This is a genomic window from Pseudomonas monteilii NBRC 103158 = DSM 14164 (genome assembly GCF_000730605.1).
GTDB lineage: Bacteria > Pseudomonadota > Gammaproteobacteria > Pseudomonadales > Pseudomonadaceae > Aquipseudomonas > Aquipseudomonas monteilii.
This window is the reverse complement of sequence record NZ_BBIS01000092.1, coordinates 1-4,268: the sequence shown is the minus strand read 5'-3', so window position 1 is coordinate 4,268 and position 4,268 is coordinate 1. Positions and strand designations below refer to the sequence as shown.

Sequence of the window (4,268 nt, the reverse complement as noted above, 5' to 3'; positions counted from 1 at the left end):
CCTTAGGTGAAGTGCTAGCATCTCCTCATTCCCACCCATTCAGCTGGCTAGCCCCAGCCGCCCCCCGCGAAATCTGCTCTCGAAAGGACCTACTCATGCACCTGATCTGGGCAACCGAGGATTATCAGCTCTCAGGCCGTCCCGTAGCCGGGATGCCAATTCTCCTATGGGACACGATGGAGAGCTGCACCCCTGTAAATGACTTTTACAGAAGTCATCTTTCACGAGCAGAAATTACCTCAGGTGATTCATTGAATGCAGCTGGCCAGGCTCTTTACGACTTCTTCTCATTTTTACAGGCCCACAATCTAGACTGGTGGGACGTCGATAGAGAGGAATCCAAGACACTACTAAGCGCGTATCGCGATTATTGCTTCACTGAGCACAATCACGGGAGAAACACGGTCAGACACCGAATGCACTACATATGTAAATTCTATGAATATGCGTTTAACAGGAAATGGATTTCAAACCTACCCCATGACTTCGAAGTTAAATCCGCAAAGACCGGAAGCGGGTTCTTCGCTCACGTTGACGCGCGCGGCAACAAGGTAAATGCTAACGATGCGATGCCCCGCAAGATTAAAACCCTTCCAAAATATTTAACTATAGACCAGATCAAAGCACTCATTAGCTCCATTCAAAACGTACACCACCGAATGCTCGTAAGCTTTGCGCTGCGCACGGGTCTCCGCCGGATGGAGCTTGCCACCATCCCTATTGATTACATCAAAAAAGCATTGCGCGACCTGGGAAAAACTCGAAATATTTTCCTCCGCCTTGATCCATCTGACGGGCTTGGGATGAAAACTAAAAGAGGTACAGTTAGAAATGTATACGTGAGTCGAAAATTCCTAGTTCAAGTTGACCAATACATTACTCAGCATCGCGGCGAAAGATGCTCACTTAGTGCCGGCGACAGCGGAAGACTGTTTCTGAACCAAAATGGCCAGCCTTACGCCAATGAAGGAAAAGGGTTAGAAAAAATTGTGCGTGACATCGGAAAAAAAATAGGGTTGGATGTACACCCACACATGCTGCGACACACTTACGCCACCCACACGTTGATTTCTTTGCAGCGGTCCCGACAGGATCTAGACCCACTAATCTATCTGAGCAGTCAACTTGGCCACAGCTCTATAGAAACAACCAGAATCTATTTGCACCTTGCGAATGACTACGTCGACAATGCTGTACTCCAGTATGACGATGAACTGAATGAAATAGGATCAGCCGATGGGTAGAAAAAAGAAATTCAGCACTACCGACATATCCATTCCTGAGATAGACGGTAGCGTCAAATTCAAGAACCCAAGCATTCAGGAACTCATTGCTAATCCGATTGTGGAAATACCGCCAAACACCTTCCAACGGGCAAGCCTCAGCTTTGCGGAATGGTACGGCGGAAAAATTGATGCAATCACCTATATCTGCCACGTCCAAATTCTTCGTTTTTTTGCCAAACAAGACAAGGAACTGGAAGTATATACAGTATGCTCAGTCTACACCTCAATTACGAGGATGCTTGATTTTGCGGCGCTACGAGCAACAGCCCTAAACAGCATCCTCACACCACAAGATATCAATCGCCAGTTTCTCGATGAGTTCATTCGCCACCTCTCAAGCCACGGAGGGGCCATCACCTCTCACCGTAATCACTACGCTCATGTCAAGTGCTTATTGGTACCACTGGGACGCCGTGGCATCATAGAGCTTGTTACTCATGGAAAAGACAAGACCTTTCCAACAAACCCCTTCCCGAACAGCAACAAACTTCAGCAGGGCGAGACACCACTCACCAACAAAGAAAAAAAAGCAGCCATTAAAGCACTGCGAGCAGCAATTCTTCCGATTTGGGATCTTCACCAACCACTCACAAGCGATCTGATTAGCTATTGTTTGTTGGTAGTTGCGTTTCACACAGGGCGAAACACGACACCGCTACGTGAGATGACCTCCGACTGCCTCAAGCCGCACCCTAAAGATAATACATATTTTCTATCTCTCTGGAAGAACCGCGGACACAATACGAGCAAAGTGATTCTACAAAGCAACAAGGATGGCGAAGGAGGAACGGAGTCAACGACTTCAATTAGGTTCAGTGTCGAGCGTTTAATACGGCAAGTCATTTTCAGAACTGCCTTACTTCGCAATCAGCATCCAGAATTCGATGACTGCATTTGGTTGTATCATAGCCAAGAATATCAAACCGTGGGCACTGCCAAGCGGCTTTCCCCCCAATCAATAAGCTCGGCGACCACAAAGCTAGTGTCAACGCATGGACTAACCGACGCAAATGGCGACCCCCTCAGACTAAATATCAGCCGTTTCAGGAAGACATTTGCGAACCGGGTTTATGAAATTCTAGACGGTGATATTTATGGGGTCGCAAGCGCATTAGGAAATACCGCCAGGGTAACAGATACTAACTATTTGGCAGCATCACTGGAAAGCAAAAAGAAATGGCGGTTTATGGGGGAAATCCTGGTGAACGAATTGCTGACAAAAACAATTGGAGCCACCTATCACCAAACTCCCGTTGCGAAGTGCTCCAATGATAGCAACACCCCGACTCCGAACGAGAAACAAGTGATCTGCACTTCATTTCTTAACTGTTTAAGATGTAGGCACTTTGTAATTACCGCCAATGATCTCTACAAACTTTTCAGCTTTTACTTTCGAATATACAGTGAGCGTAATAAAATCTCAAAGCACCGCTGGGAAAAGGAACTCTCCCACATACCCAGGCTCATTGATAATTATGTAATCGCGGAAGGCCTCCGCCGAGGTATTTTCAAGCAGCGCCAGATTGATGAAGCTAAAGCTCTAGCTCAAAAAAACCCTCATCCATTTTGGAGCGCTGATACAATCCCCACCCTAGGGAAACTCTGAAAAAGACTTTCTGATTTGGCAAAATACCGCGACCCCACCCACCGAGTTTCCCGATGAAGCAGATGACCTTCGCCGACGCCGAGTACGCTGGCAAGCGCAAGCAAACCCGCAAGGAGTTGTTCCTGATCGAGATGGATCGGGTGGTGCCGTGGAAGGGCTTGATTGCTTTGATCGAGCCACATTATCCGAAAGGTGAAGGTGGCCGTCCGGCCTACCCGTTGATGGCGATGCTGCGTGTGCATCTGCTGCAGAACTGGTTCGGCTACAGCGATCCAGCGATGGAGGAAGCGCTGTACGAAACCACGATCCTGCGCCAGTTTGCCGGGCTGAACCTGGAGCGCATCCCCGACGAAACCACCATTCTCAACTTCCGCCGCTTGCTGGAGAAACACGAGCTGGCGGCCGGCATCCTCGCTGTCATCAATGGCTATCTGGGCGACCGCGGCCTGTCGCTGCGCCAGGGCACCATCGTCGATGCAACGCTGATCAATGCGCCCAGTTCGACCAAGAACAAGGACGGCAAGCGCGACCCGGAAATGCACCAGACCAAGAAGGGAAACCAGTATTATTTTGGCATGAAGGCCCACATCGGCGCCGATGACGAATCGGGTCTGGTGCACAGCGTAGTGGGCACGGCGGCCAATGTGGCGGATGTCACCCAGGTGGACAAATTGCTGCATGGCGACGAAAACGTGGTCTGCGCCGATGCAGGCTACACCGGTGTCGAAAAGCGGCCCGAGCATGAAGGACGTGAAGTTATCTGGCAGGTGGCGGCACGCCGCAGCACCTACAAAAAACTCGATAAGCGCAGCGTGCTGTACAAAGCCAAGCGCAAGATTGAAAAGGCCAAGGCTCAGGTGCGCGCCAAGGTCGAGCATCCGTTCCGGGTAATCAAGCGCCAGTTCGGTTACACCAAGGTGCGCTTTCGCGGCTTGGCCAAAAACACGGCGCAACTGGTGACACTGTTCGCTCTGTCGAACCTGTGGATGGCGCGCCGACATTTACTGACGAATGCAGGAGAGGTGCGCCTGTAATGCGGGAAATGGCCACCGGAGTGGGGTCCGGGTGGCGAAAACGTAAGAAATACTCGTCGAATTGATTGTTTTTTGATCATTTGGCGAGTTTAAAAGTTGCGCTAGGTGGTATGCCGGGGAAATACATGGCTACTTCAGACCATCCCTAGAGGTAATTGCATAATGAAATCTATTACCCCCCCTGCCGAGACATTTTCCCCCAAACCAGTAGACTTCAGCAAAACCTCGATTGACTACCAGAACCGCCTAATAGTATCCACCGTAGTGATTGACGGCGAGTTAGTTATTTTAAGTCGCTTCGGCGACGACACCTGGCACTTTAACAACACCCCAACCAACATA

Annotated in this window: 4 protein-coding genes; all 4 read left to right on the top strand. The window is 49.7% G+C overall.

The window, feature by feature from the left end:
* Positions 1-95 precede the first annotated feature (95 nt).
* Positions 96-1,244, top strand: coding sequence for a tyrosine-type recombinase/integrase (locus tag PM2_RS29110; protein WP_028700088.1), 1,149 nt, complete (start codon positions 96-98; stop codon positions 1,242-1,244).
* Positions 1,237-2,892 (top strand): hypothetical protein, encoded by a 1,656-nt coding sequence (locus PM2_RS29105; protein WP_028700089.1) that lies wholly within the window; start codon positions 1,237-1,239, stop codon positions 2,890-2,892. The genes PM2_RS29110 and PM2_RS29105 overlap by 8 nt, the downstream gene beginning before the upstream one ends.
* 53 nt (positions 2,893-2,945) lie before the next feature.
* Positions 2,946-3,926, top strand: coding sequence for an IS5-like element IS1384 family transposase (locus PM2_RS29100; protein WP_010466230.1), 981 nt, complete (start codon positions 2,946-2,948; stop codon positions 3,924-3,926).
* Between the two features lie 162 nt (positions 3,927-4,088).
* Positions 4,089-4,268: hypothetical protein (locus PM2_RS31445; protein WP_042132633.1), on the top strand; the 180-nt coding region annotated here is incomplete at its 3' end.